General features: G+C 46.7%; 18 protein-coding genes. 3 read left to right on the top strand and 15 right to left on the bottom strand.

All coding sequences use genetic code 11. The annotated features are described in order from the left end of the window. Positions 1 to 38: 38 nt before the first annotated feature. Entirely contained in the window at positions 39 to 239 is a 201-nt protein-coding gene (locus DXB77_RS05860) for a helix-turn-helix transcriptional regulator (protein WP_008395289.1), read from the top strand. Positions 240 to 618: 379 nt separating this feature from the next. On the opposite strand, the gene DXB77_RS05855 is transcribed toward DXB77_RS05860, so the two are convergent. From DXB77_RS05855 to DXB77_RS05830, 6 genes are read right to left on the bottom strand one after another with little or no spacing between them, the layout of a single operon-like run. Further along, on the bottom strand, positions 619 to 987 hold the full coding sequence (locus DXB77_RS05855) for a metal-dependent transcriptional regulator (RefSeq protein ID WP_118662823.1): 369 nt from the start codon (positions 985 to 987) through the stop codon (positions 619 to 621). Positions 988 to 999: 12 nt separating this feature from the next. After that, positions 1,000 to 2,709, bottom strand: coding sequence for an ABC transporter ATP-binding protein (locus tag DXB77_RS05850; protein WP_118662822.1), 1,710 nt, complete (start codon positions 2,707 to 2,709; stop codon positions 1,000 to 1,002). Continuing rightward, positions 2,696 to 4,465 (bottom strand): ABC transporter ATP-binding protein, encoded by a 1,770-nt coding sequence (locus DXB77_RS05845; protein ID WP_118662821.1) that lies wholly within the window; start codon positions 4,463 to 4,465, stop codon positions 2,696 to 2,698. The genes DXB77_RS05850 and DXB77_RS05845 overlap by 14 nt, the downstream gene beginning before the upstream one ends. Before the next feature lie 4 nt (positions 4,466 to 4,469). Beyond that, a complete protein-coding gene (locus DXB77_RS05840) occupies positions 4,470 to 5,942 on the bottom strand; it encodes an energy-coupling factor ABC transporter ATP-binding protein (RefSeq protein ID WP_117908547.1) in 1,473 nt (490 codons plus the stop codon). After that, positions 5,939 to 6,664: an energy-coupling factor transporter transmembrane component T gene (locus DXB77_RS05835; RefSeq protein WP_118662820.1), complete on the bottom strand. Its 726-nt coding sequence runs from the start codon at positions 6,662 to 6,664 to the stop codon at positions 5,939 to 5,941. Before DXB77_RS05835 ends, DXB77_RS05840 begins: the two co-directional genes overlap by 4 nt. Continuing rightward, the gene (locus DXB77_RS05830; protein ID WP_008395298.1) at positions 6,661 to 7,269 is read right to left on the bottom strand and encodes an MptD family putative ECF transporter S component; all 609 of its coding nucleotides are present in this window, start codon (positions 7,267 to 7,269) and stop codon (positions 6,661 to 6,663) included. Before DXB77_RS05830 ends, DXB77_RS05835 begins: the two co-directional genes overlap by 4 nt. Before the next feature lie 180 nt (positions 7,270 to 7,449). Here DXB77_RS05830 and DXB77_RS05825 point away from each other — a divergent pair, with 180 nt between their 5' ends. Further along, positions 7,450 to 8,421 carry an AraC family transcriptional regulator gene (locus DXB77_RS05825; RefSeq protein ID WP_008395299.1) on the top strand — a complete coding sequence of 324 codons (972 nt, stop codon included), beginning with the start codon at positions 7,450 to 7,452 and terminating at the stop codon, positions 8,419 to 8,421. Between the two features lie 453 nt (positions 8,422 to 8,874). Here DXB77_RS05825 and DXB77_RS05815 read toward each other — a convergent pair whose 3' ends face one another. Beyond that, the gene (locus DXB77_RS05815; RefSeq protein ID WP_044930365.1) at positions 8,875 to 9,288 is read right to left on the bottom strand and encodes a sigma-70 family RNA polymerase sigma factor; all 414 of its coding nucleotides are present in this window, start codon (positions 9,286 to 9,288) and stop codon (positions 8,875 to 8,877) included. Between the two features lie 218 nt (positions 9,289 to 9,506). On the opposite strand from DXB77_RS05815, the gene DXB77_RS12990 reads away from it, so the two are divergent. Further along, entirely contained in the window at positions 9,507 to 9,668 is a 162-nt protein-coding gene (locus DXB77_RS12990; RefSeq protein ID WP_015529866.1) for a hypothetical protein, read from the top strand. Positions 9,669 to 9,774: 106 nt separating this feature from the next. On the opposite strand, the gene DXB77_RS05805 is transcribed toward DXB77_RS12990, so the two are convergent. The 8 genes from DXB77_RS05805 to DXB77_RS05770 all read right to left on the bottom strand — a co-directional run bounded on the left by DXB77_RS05805 (position 9,775) and on the right by DXB77_RS05770 (position 18,833). Next, positions 9,775 to 10,143, bottom strand: coding sequence for a metal-dependent transcriptional regulator (locus DXB77_RS05805; RefSeq protein WP_008395306.1), 369 nt, complete (start codon positions 10,141 to 10,143; stop codon positions 9,775 to 9,777). An 11-nt stretch (positions 10,144 to 10,154) separates the two neighbouring features. Further along, positions 10,155 to 11,903 carry an ABC transporter ATP-binding protein gene (locus DXB77_RS05800; RefSeq protein ID WP_118662819.1) on the bottom strand — a complete coding sequence of 583 codons (1,749 nt, stop codon included), beginning with the start codon at positions 11,901 to 11,903 and terminating at the stop codon, positions 10,155 to 10,157. Further along, on the bottom strand, positions 11,904 to 13,688 hold the full coding sequence (locus DXB77_RS05795) for an ABC transporter ATP-binding protein (protein WP_118662818.1): 1,785 nt from the start codon (positions 13,686 to 13,688) through the stop codon (positions 11,904 to 11,906). A gap of 126 nt (positions 13,689 to 13,814) precedes the next feature. Then, the gene (locus DXB77_RS05790) at positions 13,815 to 15,281 is read right to left on the bottom strand and encodes an energy-coupling factor ABC transporter ATP-binding protein (RefSeq protein WP_055270719.1); all 1,467 of its coding nucleotides are present in this window, start codon (positions 15,279 to 15,281) and stop codon (positions 13,815 to 13,817) included. Continuing rightward, positions 15,278 to 16,030 carry an energy-coupling factor transporter transmembrane component T gene (locus DXB77_RS05785; protein ID WP_008395312.1) on the bottom strand — a complete coding sequence of 251 codons (753 nt, stop codon included), beginning with the start codon at positions 16,028 to 16,030 and terminating at the stop codon, positions 15,278 to 15,280. Before DXB77_RS05785 ends, DXB77_RS05790 begins: the two co-directional genes overlap by 4 nt. Next, on the bottom strand, positions 16,030 to 16,626 hold the full coding sequence (locus tag DXB77_RS05780; protein WP_015535748.1) for an MptD family putative ECF transporter S component: 597 nt from the start codon (positions 16,624 to 16,626) through the stop codon (positions 16,030 to 16,032). The genes DXB77_RS05785 and DXB77_RS05780 overlap by 1 nt, the downstream gene beginning before the upstream one ends. Before the next feature lie 141 nt (positions 16,627 to 16,767). Continuing rightward, a complete protein-coding gene (locus DXB77_RS05775) occupies positions 16,768 to 17,733 on the bottom strand; it encodes an AraC family transcriptional regulator (RefSeq protein ID WP_019160804.1) in 966 nt (321 codons plus the stop codon). A gap of 179 nt (positions 17,734 to 17,912) precedes the next feature. After that, positions 17,913 to 18,833: a DUF6674 family protein gene (locus DXB77_RS05770; protein ID WP_117908541.1), complete on the bottom strand. Its 921-nt coding sequence runs from the start codon at positions 18,831 to 18,833 to the stop codon at positions 17,913 to 17,915. Positions 18,834 to 18,871: the final 38 nt, after the last annotated feature.

The raw sequence follows: 18,871 nt of genomic DNA, 5'->3' as shown, positions 1-18,871 counted from the left end.
TAACACTAAGAAATCAGAATCTGAAAGAAGGAATTTTTATGGCGGTTGTCAACAATATCAAAGAAATCCGTGAGCAGCGTGGCATCTACCAGGATGAACTTGCTGAAGCTACCGGATACTGTACCAAAACCATCGGTCGAATAGAACGTGGGGAAAGCACCCCATCCGCAGAGTTTATGCTGCGGATTTCAAAATACTTTAATATGATGGTGGAAGATGTCTTCCATGTAGAAGATTGAGCTGGGCACATGATACCCAGCTCTATTACTATCTACTTTCAACATAAATTTTAAAAAGCGACGATTTTCGCAATCGTCGTCAGACTGTTCCTGTTGGGCGGTCTGACTTTTTTAACGATAGTGCAAACATCGTCAGAATTTGTCTGCGGTCAGGTTGTATCATAGCGGCTCCCTCCAGTAAGCCGCCGTATCCGCCAGCGTCAGCACGTCATTCCCTTTGAGGGCAAAAGAAACGGCGCCCTGATCTTTCAAAACCGCCGATAGAGCATCACATTTCTAAAATGAGCGCACGAAATTATCTGCCCCAGTCAACGGTTTTTTTCTTTCCCCGGACGGGGCAGATAACTTATTATGCAGAGCAGAGCGGAGCCGATGTGCGCTAATCGGTTCCTTGTACTTTCTCCTTCAGCTTTCGGAAAGATGTATCACTGATGGCGTGTTCAATCCGGCAGGCGTCTTGTTCCGCTGTTTCCTGATCGACGCCAGCAGCGATAAACTGCTCCATAAAAAACAAATGGCGTTCATAGATTTTCTCGGCAATCTCCAGACCTATGACGGTCAGATGAAGGAACCCATCATCATCCACGGTCAGAAAACCTCCATTTTTCAAAACGCCTACCGCATGGCTGATACTCGGTTTGCTAAAGCCCATGTACCGGGCAAGGTCAATGGAGCGGACCATGCCTTGCTTCTTTTGGAGTATCAGCACAGCCTCCAGATAATCCTCCCCGGACGCATGAATCTTCATCGTAGCCTCCTTTTAGGCGGAAAGCTGCTGTTCTGCGTTCCACATGGCAGCGTACTTTCCATCCTTTGCTAACAATTCTTCGTGTGTACCAGCTTCGGTGATCCGACCATCGGAAACCACCAGAATCTGATCGGCATTTTTTACGATGGATAGGGTATGTGCGATCATCACCACGGTTTTTTTCTCTTTCAGTAGGTTCGCAATCGCCTGCTTTACCGCCAATTCATTCTCAATGTCTAGGGAGGCCGTCGCCTCGTCAAGCAGCAGGATCGGGCTGTTTTTCAAAATGGCACGTGCTATGGAAAGGCGCTGGCGTTCGCCGCCGGACAGGAGATTTCCATTTTCCCCAATCGGCGTATCATAACCCCTCTCCATCTTGCGGATAAAGCCGTCACAGTTTGCCTCTCGGCAGGCCACTTCAATTTCTGCGTCCGTAGCATCCGGACGGGCATGGCGGATATTCTCCCGCACTGTATCATCAAACAGGAACACATCCTGGTCCACCATAGAAATCTGGTCTAATACCCGTTCCGCAGCTATATGATTGATCGGTCTGCCTCCTATGGAAATCGTGCCGCCAGATACTTCATAGTATTTTGCAATCAGGTTCAGGATGGTAGACTTGCCGGAGCCGGAATCCCCCACAATGGCGGTCAGCTTCTGATCCGGCACAGTAAAGGAAGCCTGTTTTAACACCGGTTCCCCAGGAACATAAGAAAAGTTCACATGGTCAAATACAATCTCATGGGAGGCTGCCTGTAGCGGCTCCATGCTGCCGGTTTCTTCCGGTTCCTTCATCACAGCCATGATTTTATTTTTCGAGATCATCAGATTCTTATAGCTGGTGAGGTCTACAAAAATGGAATTTGCCAGCTTCGCACAGAACAAAGGCAGCATACAAATCAAAAGATAGGACACGGTATCTAAAGTTCCGGCTGCCCAGGGGCCATAGGCCGTCCAGATCACAACCGGGCAGGACAGCCAGCTCAAAGTACCAAATCCCGCACCTATCGGGAGAACCTTGGCTTCATACACAAAGCTGATCCTGCTAAACTCCTGCATGGCATGGATCACGGTTTTGTTTTTCAGACCGCCAACGCCATAGGCCCGGAAAGTCTGGATACCGGATACATACTCCACAATGCTGCTGACATTCTCTGCACAAATATCGTTCTTCTCTTTGCCATACTTCGCTACCTGCCGGAAAGAAAGCCACAATCCGGGGATCAAAAGCAGGTCGGCAATCAGGAGGATCAGCCCGGCTGGAAAGTAGATCGTCATCACAAAAACAATCAACATCAGCGACAGGGCAAAGCTCTTTGCAATGTCCCCGATCTTATGGGTCAGAATTTTTTCATAGTTATTTACATCACTGGTAATGGTGTTGATATAATCGCCTGTCTGCCCTTGTGTAAACCGGGAAAGCGGGATACGCTTGAGATGGTCGCCCATAAACAAGCGGATATTTTTACTGACTTTTGCGCCGCCGATCTGTGCTTTGGTATAGCCATAGCTGTATATCAAAATACGGAGCAGAAAGATAAATGCAATAACACCTGTCAGGACCAGTACACGGTTCATATCAAACTGACCGTCCCATAAAAACCGCATGACGGAATAAAGCAGCATAAACAGGCTACCAGAGAACAGTCCCTCCAGGACAGTCCCGGCAACGCCAATATAAAACTCCCGGTTCTTCTTCCATACGTTATTTGGATTCATTCTGCCCGCCTCCTTCCAGTTGATAAGTAATTCCCCTCGCTGTTTCGTAGTCCTCCCATGCTTTCCGATAATAAGCGTTCTCTTTCCGCACTTCCTCATGGGTACCGACGCTGGTGATCGTATGATTCTCTACCACCGCCACACGGTCGCACATTTTCAAGGCGCTCAGCCTGTGCGCTACCACAATGACCGTCCTGCCTTTGCAGAGGTTCTGAATGGCCTTATCAATTTCCATCTGATTTTCCGGGTCAGAGGCGCTTGTCGCTTCGTCCAGAATCAGGATGGGAGCATTTTTCAAGATCGCCCTTGCAATAGCAATCCGCTGTTTTTCCCCACCGGAGAAACGGGAGCCGAAGCTGCCTACCTTTGTGTCATAACCATCCGGCAGCGACATGATGAAGTCATCAATCTGCGCCTCCCTGGCGGCAGCCCGTACTTCCTCCAGGCTGGCGTCTGAACCCATGCGGATATTTTCCAGTACACTGTCACGGGTAAGGAATGTCTTTTGAAATACAATGGCAATATTCTTCAGGATGGTATCGTAGTTCAGTTCATTCACGTTGATCCCGCCGATCAGCACCTCCCCCTCCTGCACATCATAAAACCGGGAGATCAGTTCAATCATGGTACTCTTGCCCGCGCCGGACTGTCCCACAAGTGCCATGCGTTCCCCATCCCTGATCTTGAGGTTGACGCCTTGCAGGACATCCGTTTTCCCATCGTAGGAAAAACGTACATTCTTAAGCTCAATATCATGGTTTTCCGGGAAGTCCATTCCACCTTCATAAACAGGAACGTCCAATATTTCTTTCGTTTTGGTAATGGCGCCCAGGACATTCGCAAAGTTTGTCCCCAATTCCTGTAAAGGCCGGATCTCCGTCAGATACATGGAGCCGACATAGACGAACAGCAAAAATGCACTGGCCGCCAGGGAGCCTTTCAGAAAGAACATCCCGCCCAGGGGAACCATCAGCAGCATCCCACATTCAATCAGAACCACGAAGGTTGCATAAGGAGGCCCCATTCTCCGGGAGGTTTCATTCCACATGGCATTCTCTTCCTGGATTGCACCGGAAAATTTCTGGAACGATTTGCTCCCCATGTTGTACGCTTTAATCAGTTTCATGCCGCTGATATACTCGATCATAACGGAATTGAGCGTTGTAATGGATCGGTTCGCCCGGTCCATCAAACCGTCCGTATTCCGAAACATAACCCCCATTACCACAACGGCCAAAATCAACGGCACCAGGGAAACCAGTGCCAATGGGATATTTACTGTCATCAAATAAATGAAAATTGCTACCGGCCCTACCATATAGCACACAAGGTCTGGAAGGTTATGGGCTAAAAACAACTCCAGCTTTTCAATATCTTCATTCAGAACCGTTTTAATATCCCCGGTCCGCCGCTCATTCAATGTACCAAGGGGGACTTTTGCCAGATGTTCCGCCACCATGCAGCGCACCTTGAACAAAGCACCGTAAGCACCTTTATGGGCCGCCACACCGGAACACCCGAATAAAACAAAGCGCAGGGCCACAGAAACGGAGATCATCATTACCGTCTGTACGACAAGCTCTTTTGTGCAGATATGCTGGAAAGCGGCATCCATCAGGCGATAAATCCCGATATACGGGACAATGATACACAGGCCGCTTGCCATGGCCAGCAGGATTGCCAGCAGCAGCCAGATTTTTTGCTCACCGGCCCATTGAAGCAGCAGTGCAATCCTGTTTTCTTTTTTCTGTTTCATCACTTCACATCTCCTTTCTCTCTGAAACAGAGAACAGTTCCCGGAGCTTTTGAAGGGAATCCATCACAACAGGGATGTCATCCGGCATTTCCCCTTCATCAAAATGCAGGACACGTGAGCAGGTACGGCAGACAAATTCAAAATCGTGAGTGACAATAAAAATGATTTTCCCCTGTTCGGATAACCGTTTTATCAGACCTGCCACCTGCGCCATGCTGTCAAAGTCCAGTCCGCTGGTGGGTTCATCGAACACCAGCAAATCTTTTCCACAGATCATGCTGACTGCCACAGCCACACGTTGCTTCTGTCCACCGGAAAGCGTGTTGGGATGGCGTTCCCGGTAGGCTGTAAGCCCCAATTCCTTCATGGTTTCCTCTACTAAATCTTGATCCGGGTTTCGGATTCCGAAGGAACATTCTGCCCCCACACTCTCCGCAAACAATTCATAGTTCACATCCTGCATAACCATATAAGAGCGTTTCAACCTCGCCTTGTGTTCCATCGGCTGGTCGTCCCAAAGGAACGCGCCTTCACAGTCTTTATGAAGCCCACACAGGGCGCGGGAAAACGTGGTCTTTCCGGCTCCATTATGACCGACCACCCCAATGACTTCCCCCTTTGCCGCAGAAAGAGCAATCTGGTGTAGAATCGTCCGTTTTTTATAGCGCAGAGTAACATCATGGAGTGCTAATGTGGGAGAGGAAATAGGCGGATGACTGGCCGGAGGGAGCACCCTTGCCAGATCAACCGCCCGCAGCCCCATGTGTTCCCGTTCGGTTTCGGGCAGCCGGAGAAATTCCTCCGGCGTGAAAATCCTTGCTATTTCTCCATCTTCCAGATAAACAATGCGATCTGCCAGCTCCATCAGATAATAGAGTCTGTGCTCCGCAATCAAAATGGTTTTCCCCTGGCTTTTTATCAGCCGCAGATGTTCTTTCAATTCCTGGATGGAAGCCATGTCCAGATTCGAGGATGGTTCGTCCAGCAGATAGATTTCCGGGTTCATGGCATAGACAGACGCAAACGCGATTTTCTGTTTCTCCCCACCAGACAATTCAAAAATATTGCGGTTCCGTAGCTTTTCAATATGCAAATCTTTTGTTGTCTGTTCTACCCGTTCCTCCAGTTCCTTTACCGGCCTGGCTTCATTTTCAATTCCAAACGCAATCTCACTGTCCGTATCCACATTGAAAAACTGCGTCCGGGGATTCTGAAAGACGGAGCCCACCTTTGCGGCGATCTGATACATGGGCAGGTTGCTGATTTCCTGTCCGTCCACCAGCACACGCCCTCGAAGTTCTCCCTGGTAAAATTGTGGAATCAGGCCGTTTACCAGCCTTGTGACCGTTGTTTTTCCACACCCGCTACGGCCACAGAACAAGACACATTCCCCGTCTGCAATTTTAAGGCTGATTCCATGCAGACCGCCATGCTCCTGTCCTTCATAAGAAAATGATACATTTTCAAATTCAATCACCCGGTCACACCTCCCCGCATACATAATTCAAAAATAAAGAAAGCAACAGCAATCAACATCGCCATCCAATCTGCAATCCCGCATTTTATCTGGACAAGGCAGGTCCGGGGATTGGGATTCTCAATCCCGCGAGTAACAGAGGCAATGGAAAGCTCGTCCGCTGCTTTGGAGGCCATCATCATCAGCGGCACATAAATACACTCTACCGTCATCCCCGGATGGGAAAGGAATCCGCCCAGGGAGGGCGATACATCCCGCATCCGCATGGCGTCCTTAACAAAATGCCAGTCCTCCTGGATAGTTGGAATATAGCGCAGCATGACCGCAAATGTGATCACAAATTTTTTCGGGGCATGGATGCGGTTCATGGCAGATAAAAACTCGCTGACTTTCGTTGTGGACAGGACAATCCCTGCCAGCATCCCACAAGCATAAACTTTATGGTACAGTCCAAGGAACGCAACAAACATGGTCCGTAGCGTCCCCGTCATGACCGCCATGATCCAGACCGTCAGTACACAGACCACGGCATAAAAGCAGACCCCTTTTATGGAATATTTCCACTTTCCGCAAAGCACTCCCAATACAGCAATCAGCAGGACAAGTGCAAACTGATACGAAAGGGAAGGTGCGAACATGGAACACAGTACGCACATTAAAATAAGAAAGAGCTTGGCCCGCGGGTCAAGCCAAAGCCCTTTCTGGACGGTGTTACCCATCATGCTGTAATACCTGCTTTTTCAAACTGCTTCTTCAGCATTTTGCAGCCCACAAATGCACTGATAGAAGCTGTTACAAGGAGAGCGGCAAACATGGCGATAAAGATTCCCGCGTTTGCGGTCGCCTGCATGGTGTCGATATAGCTTTGCTCGGTTCCATTTCCCAACATGGTCTGTGCCCAGCCCTGAGGATCAGCGAAGAAAACAAGGTACGATCCTGTTCCGCCCAGGGAGAAAAGGATATAGGACAGGCTGTTGATTTTCTTGCTCTTGTACTGCTTTGTACCGGCGACAAAATCCGCTACGACGGCCATAATGAGATAGCCCAGCGCAAACGCCCAGTGCATACCGGTGACAAACCAGATGATGGCCATGATAACGCCCATGATCGTGATACTCCAGCGCTTATGTACTTTTGCGATCATCAGCAGATAAACCGGCCCGGCAAGCAGAGCACTCCCGGCGGGCATGAAAAAGGTCAGCATCGGGTTGGTAGCAAAAAAGACGCCACCCACCATGATGAATACGAACAAAAGTGCGGTGAAAATCCCTGTTGTTACTAAGTCCTTGACGGACAATCCTGCCTTTGCATTTACTTGATTACTCATATTTTTTCCTCCTGCTTCAAGAACGGTTGACCTACCGCCTGAAATCTGTTATATTATGATTAGTTGCTGCTAACCACGGTCTATATGATACTAACTTTCCGGGCGGTCTGCAATACGTTCCGGGCATCTTCGTCCTTTCATTGCAAAGCTCCGTCCAATCGTTTCAAAGGAGGCCGTCATTTGAACAATAGCATTATTGCGGATTACTATGAACCGCTTTTAACAGATAACCATTTTATCCCGGTAGATAGCAATAACCGCTTCAATTCTGCCGGACAATGCTGGCGGTTATCGCCTGAATTTGGGGAAGGCCTTTACTGGGTCTATGCGAAAAAAGACCTGTACGACATTAAAATCCACGATTTCTATTTTCACGAAGATTTCTTCATGGAATTTAACCTGCCAGAAGCCTTAAGCATTACCCAGTATGAATCTATCTCCGGGGAGGAATTAAATCCCTATCGGCGGATGTCTGCCGGATGTATTAAAGCCTTTATCGGCGGTTATAAGCCATACAAGGCGCTGATCCACAAAAAAATCCCCATCCGTTCCATCGGTATCGAAGTCATGCCGGCATACTATGAGGATTATCTCCAAAAGCAATATCCAGGGGATTATATCAGCCCGCTTGCAGCTTTCCGGCAGATCGATCAGACAACAGATTTCCCAGCTATGGCTAAATTGCTCCATGAAGTAAAGGTCTACCGTGGGGATGGGATTGCCGCAGGATTATTCTATGAAGCGAAAGTAGCCGAGGCCGTATCTCTTGTCGTGGAAGAACAGAAAAAAATTCTGTCCCGTAAAGAGAAACGTTTGTCCGAGCAGGATGTGGCGCAACTGAAAAATGTGATTGCTTATCTCAATGACCACTATGCTTTTGATATTCCATTAGAACGTCTTGCAAAAATCGCCTGTATGGGAACCACTAAGCTGAAAACATCTTTTAAGCAGCTGCAAGGCTGCACGATCACAGAGTACATTCAACAGCGCCGCATGAGCCAGGCAGAGCATTTGCTGATCGATACGGATTTCACAATGGGACAGATTGCGGAAATGATCGGTTACTCTACTTCTAGCCGGTTTGCGGAATTATTTCGCAAGAGTACAGGCCTCCTGCCGATTGAATATCGGAAAATGGCTCAGCAAAAATAAATTCACAATGTAATGCCACGACAGATCACTCTACAACGGAGTTTCAGTCGTGGCATTTTTCTGCTTTTCTTTACGGATATAGCCATTTTCCCCTTTCCAAATTGTAGTATTAGTAGAGAGAAAAATAGAAGGTAAGGCTTGATAACAAGCACAGCAAGCGAGTACCCGCTTGCGATTTTTCGTATTTTCAGATCTCTTGACCGAAAATGAAAAATGTTTGTTGAGATAATCTCAAACTCTTATGAAGAATGGAGGCAGCGCATGGCGAACCGGAAACGGAATATCCAGATGAATTTTTATGTCACAGAGAATAAAAAACGGCTCATAGATGAGCGGATAAAACTGCTAGCCTCCCTATTCGATTGTCAATGTACTTGATGAAGGAGGAAAACTTGTCCTTCTTATTAACACTGACAAAAAAAGCAAAAAACAGGCGCATCAAATGAAACTTTATCAAAAATATTTTCCGAGCTGCTTTAAGCCACGGCGGATACTGTCTCGAACACGGCTTGAATCTACACCTTCTACTTCGGCAATTTCATTTACCGTCATTCCCAGATAGTATCGGGCATAAATTCGCTTTGCCTGTTTCTCCGGCAGCTTCATCACAGCGGCATAGACCTGCTCCTGAAACTGTTTTTCCTCCAGAAGCATCTCCGGTGTCTGCGGCTTCAACAGCACCGCATTTTCAATGCCATTCTCGCAATCCAGAGAATACTGTGCTTTATAACGATACATCTTTCGCTCATACGCAGCCTCCGCACGTTCAGCTGCTCGAATAGTCTCCATTACTTCCTCTGTCACATCTACAAAAAAGTCTGTTGTATAAACATCAGGATAAAGCTCCCGAAGGTTAATTTTCTTCATTATGTACCTCCATTTCGATTCACGGGTGATTGACGGGTGAATCGAATGGAGGTGGGGAACGGCAGCGACGTACTTCGGGAACTTTCCCGAAAAATCGACAGCAAAAAGCGCCAGCTCCACACAATGGGAAACTGGCGCAACAAGAACAGTCATTATTATGCTGAATCACATGGAACGATAATGCCGATGCAATGCTATACTTGCCCGGAGGAGGGGCAATGCTTTTTTTAATTGATGTAGATCATGGGAGCTTTGAAAAAGCAAAAGAGACACGGCAAATTAACCTCCAAGCGGCTACCGTGTCCCTGCAAGTCGTCATTAGTTTGTGTAAACGCAAAGAAACGGCGGCTCTGAAATTGTCCTTCAAAACCGCCGATTGAGTTCAAACCTTAAAATAGCGCACGAAATTATCTGCCCCAGTCAACGGTTTTTTTCTTTCCCCGGACGGGGCAGATAACTTATTATGCAGAGCGGAGCCGGTGTGCGCTAATCGGTTCCCCGCATTTTTTCCTTTAACTTCTGAAAGGATGTATCACTGATTACATGTTCTATCCGGCAAGCGTCCTGCTCCGCCGTTTCTCTGTCTACGCCAGCAGCCACAAGCTGCTCCGTAAAGAATTGATGGCGTTCATAGATTTTCTCTGCCACCTCCCGGCCTATATCGGTCAGGTGGAGAAATCCATCCTCGTCCATTGTCAGAAAGCCGCCATCCCGCAGAACGCCCACCGCATGACTGATACTCGGCTTTGAAAAGCCCATGTGCCGAGCAAGATCAATGGAGCGGACCATGCCCTGCTTCTTTTGAAGAATCAGCACAGCCTCCAGATAATCCTCCCCGGACGCATGAATCTTCATCGGTTCCTCCTTTATGCAAGGCTCCAGCCGGAAGCCTTTTTACGGATATTTACAAAATCCTGATAAATCCCGGCTTTTGCCATAAGCTCGTCATGGGTTCCCTGTTCGCTGATCCGTCCATCAGAGATCACCAAAATCTGATCTGCCTGACGGATGGTATTCAGGCGGTGTGCAATCACAAGTAATGTTTTACCCTTTACCAGCTCATTGATTGCCTCCTGGATATAGCTTTCATTATCGGTATCAACACTTGCAGTCGCTTCATCCAGAATGACAATCGGTGCGTCCTTCAAAATGCATCGGGCGATAGAGATTCTTTGCTTTTCGCCGCCGGACAGAGTAGCGCCGCCTTCACCGATGACTGTCTGGAATCCATTTGGCAGCGCCATGATAAAATCATAGCAGCGGGCTTTTTTTGCAGCCTCATAGACTTCTTCCTCGGTAGCGTCCGGTTTACCCATGCTGATATTGTTGTAAATGGTATCCTGGAACAAGTACACCCTTTGGAAAACCATGCTGATCTGTTCCATCAGTTCGGCGAGAGGTATATCCCGAATATCTGTACCGCGGATTGTCACTTTGCCGGATTTCACATCCCACAGCCGCGCCAGAAGGTTCGCAATCGTGGATTTGCCACCGCCAGACGGTCCCACAAGTGCGGTCATGGTATTCTTCTGCATAGAGAAGCTGATGTTGTGCAGGACTTCCTTGTCCTGATAGGCGAAGCCCACATCGCTAAATTGTACTTCTGGCTGATCCGGCTGTGCCTGTGACAGAATATGTTGATTTCCGTTATCGGGAAGTTCAGGCTCGTCCAAAACAGCTTCAATGCGGTCTAATGCGGCATTCATCACGGTCAGTCGGGTTGCTTCTCCATAAAGAGCTTTCAGAGGTCCAAAGAGATCAAAGACAAACAGCAGCACGCCCAAAAGATAAGCCAGGGAGAGTACGCCTTCCTGATGTAAAAAAACGGATAAACCGAAGATAGCGGCAATACCCACGCCATAGAGAATGTTTAAGCCAGTGGTCCACGGTGTCATTTTCTGCTCAAACTTCGTATTGACATCCCTTGATTTTTTGAAGTTTTCCGTTAATTCGTCAGATTTTTCTCCGAGCAGATTGTAACTTTTGATAACCCCAATTCCTTCAGCAAAAGACAAGACCGCATCCGTCAAATTCTCGCTTTGGTTTTGACGCCCGACAGCCTCCTTGAAGGAAACCTTATTCATATATTTTGCAACCAGTGATGCCAGCAAGGTAATGATTACCGCAATCAGCCCAAGTCTCCAATCCAGTACGAACATAAAAACAGCTAAAACCAAAGTAGACAGCATATAGCTCATCATGTTGCCAATGGTACTCATAGAAACTTCCTCAATGAATACCATATCCGTACTGAGAACAGAGCTGATTTTGCCAATATTCCCCGATGTAAAGTAACCCATCGGCATTTTTCTTAAATGATTTCCCAACTCCATCCGTTTATCAGCAAAGATCATAAATCCAGCGGCACTTTGCAGACGGTCGCTCAAATAGTGAACCACTGTCTGAACCACTACAACAGCTAATAATCCAAGTCCGACAAACAGACAGGTCTTTCCAGTCAGCGTATTATCAGCAAACCCGGCCAAGACAATAAACGCCATGAAGATCGGCATTTTGGAGAGAATGGACTCGACAAATGCACATAGAAATGCAGCTTGAATACGGCTTTTATACCTCCCTGAGAGGTTCAGGATTCTTGAAATCAATGCAAACATTTATCTTCCCTCCTTTGCAGTAGATACTTTCCACTCGGCGCTGTCCTGAGCCGCTTTCCACAACTTTTGGTATTCTGGGCAAGCTTGAATCAGCTCCTGATGTTTTCCGGTTGCCACCATCTTTCCGTGATCCATAACGCATATTTGATCTGCGTTCATTATAGCGGGAAGTTTGTGAGCGATAACTACCAAGGTTTTTCCCTTCACCAGCTCCGCAATAGCAGCCTCCATTTTTTCCTCATTTTCTGGATCAGCATAGGCCGTGGCCTCGTCAAGCACTACAATCGGGGCATCCTTCAATATTGCCCGCGCCAGGGAAATTCGCTGGCGCTGCCCCCCGGAAAGCATTTTCCCCGCATCGCCCGCCATGGAGTGAATACCTTGCGGCAGCTTTTCCAGAAACTCCATACACTGGGCTTTCTTCGCCGCCTGCATTACTTCCTCATCGGTAGCATCCAAACGTCCAAGACGGATATTTTCCAGCAGGGAGGTGTTAAACAGGTACTGATCCTGAGCCACATAGGAAATGCGGCTGTTCAATGCCTCCAGGCTCATATCACAAAGTTTCTGCCCGCCAATGGAAATGCTCCCTTTCTGCGGGTCATAGTAGTGGAGCAACAGTTTTGCAAGGGTGCTCTTGCCAGAACCGGATTCACCAACTAGGGCAGTTTTTCGTCCTGCTTGTGCCACAAAGGTAATATCGTGGAGGACTTCGTTTTCTGCTATTATCGGTTTCCCATCTGGGCCAGGCTGTGTCGTCTGATACGCAAAGGAAACATGATCGTAAGAAATGTTAAAATCCTGTCCGTGGAAATCATCCTCAGCAGCTTGCAGCGGTGCCGTATTTAACATCTGTTCAAGTGCCGTGATCTTATAATTCAGATTCGGAATCGTCTCCATAAAGCCCAGTGCTTTCAGGAGAGGAATCCCAATGCTGAGGGAAAGGCAGAGGACTAAAATCAAATCAGGTAAAGTGCTTATGCCACAGAGAACAAACCATGCCCCAAGAGGCAAAGTCAGAATAACAGTGCAGGGCAGCAGACTTCCGTATATCGCCATCCAGGGCCAGGCGGCCTTATACCATGCCAAGGTATAATCCCGATAGTCCGTTACATCCTTGCGGAAGTTCTCGTAAGATTCACTCTCCCGGTTGAAAACCTTGACAACCTCCATACCATTGACGTACTCAATGATCGTGTTGTTCATTTTCTGTGCAGACTGATAGTAGGGACCCATGCGCTTCATTCCAACAGAGTACATAATGACCATGGAGAGCAGGCTGATCGGGATAGAGGCCAAAGACATAAGAGCCAGTTTCCAGTCCGCACAAAACATAGCAACATAAATCACCAGCGGGATCAGTAAATTTGCGATACCCTCCGGGACTGAATGAGCAAGGAGCAATTCCAAGCTGTCCACATCATCGACAAACAGCTTTTTGATTGTCCCTGTCCCTTTTTCCTCCACAATGCCAAGGGGAAGTTTCTCAAACTTCTCTTGCAGAGATACCCGCAGACGGAACAATGTGTTATATGCTGCTTTATGAGAAATTGATAATCCCCATCCATAAAAAAACGCCTGCAAAACAAGACAGATCAAAACCCCTATAACACGCAATAAAACAAATTCTGTTTCAACAGAATCGCCCATAACCAATGGCGAAATGACCTGATAGGCCAGCACAAAAGGCAGGACGCCCATAAGAACGCTGACCAGTACGACAACCGTGGCCACATACATATTTTTCTTATATGGCCCTGCGTACTCAAAGATTTTTTTGAACATAAGCCCTCCTTATATTGAGCCGTACTGTCTGTGCTTCAAAAACAAGAGGCCGCCAAAGTAAAGCGGCCTCTTATCATTATCTTTCTGTCCAGTCAAGGCGGCCCTGACATTCATAATTTCTAAAATTCACTGGCGGATTCGGAAAAAATCCAAAACCTTTTTACTGCCGGATTCGTCCAATGGATAGCTTTCTTTTATTTGCCCTTTTTCCATATGGACTACATACGAACATCCCGCCATCACCAACTCCGGATCATGCGTAATAACAAGAAGCGTTTTGCCCTGATCTGCGAGTGACTTCAAACTCCGCGCAACTTCCCGCATATGTTTGAGATCAAGCCCGCTGGTTGGTTCGTCAAACACAATGATCTCCCGGTTACTCACAATGGCAGACGCGATCGCTACCCGCTGTTTTTGCCCGCCGGAAAGAGAAAGCGGGTGCCTGTCTTTATATTCCAGCAGATCAAACTGTTTAAGGATTTTATCCACAACAGTTTCATCCTCGTTGTCAATGCTCAGAAGCACTTCATCCGTCACGCTTTCGGTAAATAGCTGATGGCTGGTATCCTGCATTACCATGTAGCAATGTTTGAGCCGGGCTTTCCAATCAAGGGTTTTCCCGTCAACCTGCAAAAGGCCACACTTCTTTTCCAGTCCGCAAATACAGCGGGCCAGAGTAGATTTTCCAGCGCCATTCAGACCGATAATGGCAATCGTTTCTCCAACAGGCAGTTCTGCACTCGGAATATGGAGGCTTTCCGGTTCCCGCTTTTTATACGCAAAGCAGAAATTTTGAAATTCCATCTGTTTAGCTGTATGCGCCTGATACTGATTCGCAGGCTTCAACTTCGAGAGAGAAAACGGCCGCAGTCCCATTTCTTTTCGAGTGCCATCCGATAAGCTGTCAAATTCAGCAGGTGTGTATTCCCGTTCAATCTCCCCATCTTTTACATACAGCACACGATCTGCAAGATCGTGAAGGTAGTAAAGGCGGTGTTCTGCGATCAGAATTGTTTTGCCCTGCTTTTTCCAGAGGCTCAGGACCTGCCGCAGGTCATCAATAGCAGCCATATCCAAATTAGAAGATGGTTCGTCCAGGACCATAATTCCCGGCAGCAATACACTTGATGAAGCACAGGCTATTTTTTGCTTTTCGCCCCCGGACAGAGCAAACACGCTTCGCCCCATCAAATCTTCAATATGATAATCGGAAACTGTCCGGTCAATCCTTTTCAGGATATCCTCCTGAGGATAGCCTAAATTTTCACAGGCAAAGGCTAATTCACTATCCGTATCCACGTTGAAAAACTGACTTTTGGGATTCTGGAATACAGATCCCACCATAGCAGCCAAGTCATAAAGCGGCGTATCTGATACGCTTTTTCCGTCCAGAAGGACATCGCCCTCTAAATTGCCCTCGTAATAATGAGGCACCAGCCCGTTTACCAAACGGGTAATCGTTGTTTTCCCACAGCCGGATTCTCCCGTGAGTAAAACAAATTCCCCTGTGTTTATGGTGAGATTGACATTTCTAATCCCTCCGCCGCTGGATTCTTCACCATAAGAAAAAGAAACATTTTGAAAATCTATCATGGCAAAATCCCTCCTGCGGAAATTATCGGGGAAGCAATCGCCCAAAACACTACAAAGCAACAAAACAAGATCAGCACCACATCGGCAAAATTGAATTTAAGCTGGCAAATGTTTGTGCGTTTGACAGGAGCGCCGAGGCCACGGGTAATTGCCGCAGCGGAAAGTTCCTCACCGATTTTCACGGAGCAGGTAATCATCGGGATCAGCTTATACTCCAATATTTTTGAAGATTTTTTCCCTCCAAGTTTAATCCCACGCATTTTCATAGCGTCACTGATTGCTTCTGACTCCTGAAAGACAGTTGGAAAGAAGCGGAACATGACCGTTAAGGGGATCGTCACTTCTTTAGGCATATGGATTCTTTCCATGCCGGAAATCAATTCACTGACCGTTGTTGTTTTCACTGCATAGGCAGCAATCGCAACACTGGGAAGGATTCGGCAGAAGAATCCGGTTGTAAACAGAACGAGGAAATTCAATATCCCCGTAAGGTGCGGCAAAACATAAATTTGAACAGCATAAAAAGCAGAAAACACAGCAATATAGCCCACAGCTTTTACACATTGCTTCGAGGTAAGCAGCAATATAGCCGGAACCGTACAAAGAGCAAGGCGGATCAGCCCCATAGCTTCTCCGCCTGTTCCGCCCATGACAAAAATGCTTATGATGAAGATGAGCAACAGTTTTGTACGCGGATCGAGCCGTAACCCTTGTTCTGTTTTTTTGCTGAGCAGAATTTCCCGCGCCATTATGCAATACCGGCACGCTGGAAGTGCTTTTTGCAAATGGCTTTCCCAATCATACCTCCGACAAGGCCAAACACAAAGCAGGCAACCAGCAGAATAGGCGCAATCCACATAGGCATATATGTATTAAGGGTAGCTGCATATTCAGCGCCGTATCCTTCAGTCAACATTACCATATAGCTTTCACGGTTCAGGAAAATGGGAGCAAAGTTGCCAAACACCCAGATGCTGAACACACCGCAGGAAAGAACTGTACTCTTTGCACTTTTGTAGTCCGCCTTTTTCAGGATCACGTCGGCCAACAGGCCGCCAACGAGACCAGTTACCATGGTAAGATAGCCGTTGCCGAAGAACACCATGATTAGGCCAATCAGGAAACCCATGATTGCAGTCATCCCGAATTTTTTAGCCTTTGTAACATACAGCATATAGGGGATGCCGCCAATCAAAGGGCACAGCACCGCCATCAGCGGAATAAAAATGGGGATGAAGCCAAGCATCGCCACCAGCATAACAATCACGACATAGATGACGGTGTAGATGCCGATAGTAATTAAATCTTTTCCCTCAAGCCGGGAACTTTTTTTCTGGGAACTCATACCAGTATCCTCCTTATCTCTGAGAAAATGAAAATGTGGTGTGGTTAGCTTCTTCTAACCACACCACATATAATAACAATTTGCACCCACGATTCCAACCCAAAACCAATTTTATTCTACCCAAAATCAGTATTTTTGCGTTTATCCAATCGTAGCTTCTGCTTTATAGTTTTTCGGATTCACTCCGTATTTCCTTTTGAACGCCGCTGCGAAATTGCTCGCTTTTGAATATCCCACCAGTATAGCCACCTGGCTGACATTCAAATTACTTTCTAACAGCAGGCTTGCCGCCTTTTCTAACCGCTGGTCGATGACATACGCATGAACCGATGTTCCAAACAGGGAGGAAAAGCCCTTCGTCAATTTTGAAGTGCTGATATTGACCTGACGCGCCAATTCCTCGCAGCTCGGAGCCAGGGCAAGCTGGCTGTCAATAATTCGCTTTGCCTCTATGATGGAATCCCGGTCACTTCTGGAAATTGCAACGTAGGTTGACGCGAGAATACTCAGTTCCAGGACCTCGCTCAAATATACCGATAGCAGCTCAAAGACCTTGCTTTCCAGAAACAGGTATCCCAACCCGCCGCGATATTGCGTGAAGTCTTGCAGCTCCGCAAAAATGTGTTCCATATAGGGCGTGATATTCACCTTTGATATTCCGTCCAATAATTTTTTCTGATAGACCTCGATCTCACCAGCCTCAAAGTAGTCATTCAGAATCTTATAGAAATAGGATAGAGGTATTTTCACATTTTTGAAAAGGAAATCGCTCTTTTTAGAATAGCACAGATATTCCATTTTCCCGTGGCCGCGATAAATACAGGATTCACCCTTTTGTATGCTGGCACTTTGCCGGTTGTCTGCGATATTCCAGGAAACGCCGTCATTGAAGCAGAACAGCATTTGTATGTATTCTTCACTGCTCACTCCCTGCACGTTCATATCCGAAAAGTAATTCATTCTCCAGTCTGAAACAACTGCTCCCTGTTTCGTGACGATCTGCGAAATCTGACCGGTTCCCATGTCTGCCGGAATATCTATGGTGATCGTCTGCGGTGAATTAGAGAGCAGATCACGATAAAGATTATTCATGTATTGATTTGTCATGTATGAGCGCCCTCCTTATGGTTAGTCAAAGCTAATCATAGTTTACAACACCAACCTGGAAAAGTCAATTTGTATTCCTTGTGTATACCGCAGAATCCATTTCACATCAAAACATCGTAGATACCACTTCAATGCTATTTCAAAAACGTAGTGGCAATTAATTTACGAATTATGCCAACTCATCGTACATTTTTATCCTTTTGCATTATTATTTCTTTGTTCTTATTATCATTTGCAGCATTATCTCTCAAATAATTTTCAAATGCATCTGCATTATACTGATATTCCTGTGGTTCAGCGACCATCGGTGAATATACAACCTCTGCTTCCACTCGCTCAGCTTCTGCCCTCTCCGGCTCTGTCTGTTCCACGCTCTTCACATTACCCTTATGCTTTTCCTTATCTATCTGCACATTCATTGCCAGATTATCCAGCTTATCAATAGATGCATCCAGATGCAACTCCATTAATACAAGCATCTTTTTCACTGCTTTCATAGGTGCAAGCACTGCTTTGTTTATTGGATTATTCTGTTTTTTCTTCGAATAATCCACTTCCGGCTTATCTGCAAAAGTACGGAATGCATTGACTGTTGTCTGTCCTGCTTCACGAAGTTCTTTTCCAAGCAATGCAGTTTTGGCTATATCCTTATTCGAAGTCTTGATTGCTCCTCTTACATTCTCCCGGATATTAAGAAGTTTATTCTTTATTCCTAAGAACTCTGATACTCTGTATAATACTTCTCTACCTTTTACCTTAGCTTCATCAACAATGCTTTTTGCAGTAGATTTCACCTGCTCTTTCACCTGAAACACCTGTGATTTAATCTGCTCACATCTTGTGTTAAGTCGCTCCTGTGCCTCTGATAATGCCTTTTGGGCATTATTGATAAGCGTATCTTCCTGCATTTCCTTAATCTGGTTCTGCATATTGGTAAGTTCTTCCGTCATGGAATCAATCTTTTTCTCCAGTCCATCCACATAGCTGCATATCTCAAATACATCATTTGCCTGCTCTTTCATGGCATTTTTCTTTAACAATTCGAGAAGTTCTCTTATGACCTCCTCATTGGTAAGTGTTTTTCCTGCTTCCATATCCATTCTGTTTCCTCCATTCATAAACGGGGCAGCCTTGGCCG

Source organism: Clostridium sp. OM05-9, from assembly GCF_003481465.1.
GTDB classification, from domain to species: domain Bacteria; phylum Bacillota; class Clostridia; order Lachnospirales; family Lachnospiraceae; genus Coprococcus; species Coprococcus ammoniilyticus.
Note: the sequence above shows the minus strand (reverse complement) of the source record. Positions and strands in the feature narration are given on the sequence as shown.

Excerpts from the sequence above, each read along its gene's own strand:
- DXB77_RS05860 (WP_008395289.1), top strand. The coding sequence starts at position 39 with ATGGCGGTTGTCAACAATATCAAAGAAATCCGTGAGCAGCGTGGCATC.
- DXB77_RS05855 (WP_118662823.1), bottom strand. The coding sequence starts at position 987 with ATGAAGATTCATGCGTCCGGGGAGGATTATCTGGAGGCTGTGCTGATA.
- DXB77_RS05850 (WP_118662822.1), bottom strand. The coding sequence starts at position 2,709 with ATGAATCCAAATAACGTATGGAAGAAGAACCGGGAGTTTTATATTGGC.
- DXB77_RS05845 (WP_118662821.1), bottom strand. The coding sequence starts at position 4,465 with ATGAAACAGAAAAAAGAAAACAGGATTGCACTGCTGCTTCAATGGGCC.
- DXB77_RS05835 (WP_118662820.1), bottom strand. The coding sequence starts at position 6,664 with ATGATGGGTAACACCGTCCAGAAAGGGCTTTGGCTTGACCCGCGGGCC.
- DXB77_RS05830 (WP_008395298.1), bottom strand. The coding sequence starts at position 7,269 with ATGAGTAATCAAGTAAATGCAAAGGCAGGATTGTCCGTCAAGGACTTA.
- DXB77_RS05815 (WP_044930365.1), bottom strand. The coding sequence starts at position 9,288 with ATGAAGAAAATTAACCTTCGGGAGCTTTATCCTGATGTTTATACAACA.
- DXB77_RS12990 (WP_015529866.1), top strand. The coding sequence starts at position 9,507 with ATGCTTTTTTTAATTGATGTAGATCATGGGAGCTTTGAAAAAGCAAAA.
- DXB77_RS05805 (WP_008395306.1), bottom strand. The coding sequence starts at position 10,143 with ATGAAGATTCATGCGTCCGGGGAGGATTATCTGGAGGCTGTGCTGATT.
- DXB77_RS05800 (WP_118662819.1), bottom strand. The coding sequence starts at position 11,903 with ATGTTTGCATTGATTTCAAGAATCCTGAACCTCTCAGGGAGGTATAAA.
- DXB77_RS05795 (WP_118662818.1), bottom strand. The coding sequence starts at position 13,688 with ATGTTCAAAAAAATCTTTGAGTACGCAGGGCCATATAAGAAAAATATG.
- DXB77_RS05790 (WP_055270719.1), bottom strand. The coding sequence starts at position 15,281 with ATGATAGATTTTCAAAATGTTTCTTTTTCTTATGGTGAAGAATCCAGC.
- DXB77_RS05785 (WP_008395312.1), bottom strand. The coding sequence starts at position 16,030 with ATGGCGCGGGAAATTCTGCTCAGCAAAAAAACAGAACAAGGGTTACGG.
- DXB77_RS05780 (WP_015535748.1), bottom strand. The coding sequence starts at position 16,626 with ATGAGTTCCCAGAAAAAAAGTTCCCGGCTTGAGGGAAAAGATTTAATT.
- DXB77_RS05775 (WP_019160804.1), bottom strand. The coding sequence starts at position 17,733 with ATGACAAATCAATACATGAATAATCTTTATCGTGATCTGCTCTCTAAT.
- DXB77_RS05770 (WP_117908541.1), bottom strand. The coding sequence starts at position 18,833 with ATGGATATGGAAGCAGGAAAAACACTTACCAATGAGGAGGTCATAAGA.